The 1100-nt window shown below is 59.7% G+C and carries 1 protein-coding gene; it reads left to right on the top strand.

Annotated elements, in window-relative coordinates; genetic code table 11:
• Nucleotides 1-425 precede the first annotated feature (425 nt).
• A partial coding sequence (locus JF66_RS18675) for a hypothetical protein (RefSeq protein WP_035880368.1) occupies nucleotides 426-1100 on the top strand: 675 nt, incomplete at its 3' end.

Genomic DNA, 1100 nt, shown 5'->3' on the forward strand with positions numbered 1-1100 from the left:
CTGCTCGACGGAGCCGCGAATCCGTGGACACATTTTGGACACACTTGCACTGAAAAGACCGAGACTATACAGAGTTTTTTGTGACCCAACTTCATTGAAATCACGGGCAAGTCAGCGTAATCCGTGACTTGTCGCGGGGGTTTAATTCGACTGAAAATCGAGAGGTCAGCCCGCATATTCGAGGGCGCCGTCGGCGTGGGGATGGTGCAATTCCTGTAGCCGACAGAAAATAGTCCTAATCGAACTTTGGGAGGTCCTTAATGGTGAGACCCCGAACCCCGATCACCAGCCACGGAACCATAAGCGTGCGAGAGGTCGCGCCGGGGAAGTGGCGCGCGCGCACTCGCTATCGATTCGACGACGGGACCTTGCGACAGATTGAGCGCTTCGCCCCAACCAAATCGAGGGCAAACACGTCGTTGCAGATGGCCCTCACAACTGCTGCATCCTCGTCTGGCGGCAACGTGCGCCGCGAAACACATTTGTCAGATCTTGCCGACCGATTCCTCCTGACGAAAGCCGATCGCGCACCCCGCACCGTCGACACATACCGACAGACAATCGAACACCTCATCAAGCCCAGAATCGGCTCACTGTCCGTCTCTGAGGCCACGACGGAACGGTTGGGTCGCTTCATCAGCGATGTCATCACCCAGAACGGCCCCGGCGCCGCCAAGGCATGCCGAGCCGTCCTTTCCGGGATGATGGGCGTTGCTGCGCGGTCTGATGCCGTGCGGGTGAATCCTGTTCGCGAAATCGACAACATCGCGCGCTCACGCGCGGGCGCGGTCGCAATACCGCTCCCCGAACTTCCGCACTTACTTGCAGCGGTCAGCGCGGACGAGCGGCTCCGAGAGCTCGACCACGTTGACGTCATGATGTTCCTCGCCGCAACAGGCTGTCGATTGGGAGAAGTCCTGGCCGTTCAGTGGGGCGCTTTGGATCTTATGGCCGGCACGGTAGCCATCCGAGCCAATGTCATCCGCGCACGCGGGCAGGGCGTGCTCCTTCAAGACCACACGAAGACCACAGCGGGAGCGAGAACCATAGCCATCCCCCAATCGCTCGTTGACGTACTCCGCCATCGACAGGAGAGCTTC

Source organism: Cryobacterium sp. MLB-32 (genome assembly GCF_000738085.1).
Taxonomy (GTDB): domain Bacteria; phylum Actinomycetota; class Actinomycetes; order Actinomycetales; family Microbacteriaceae; genus Cryobacterium.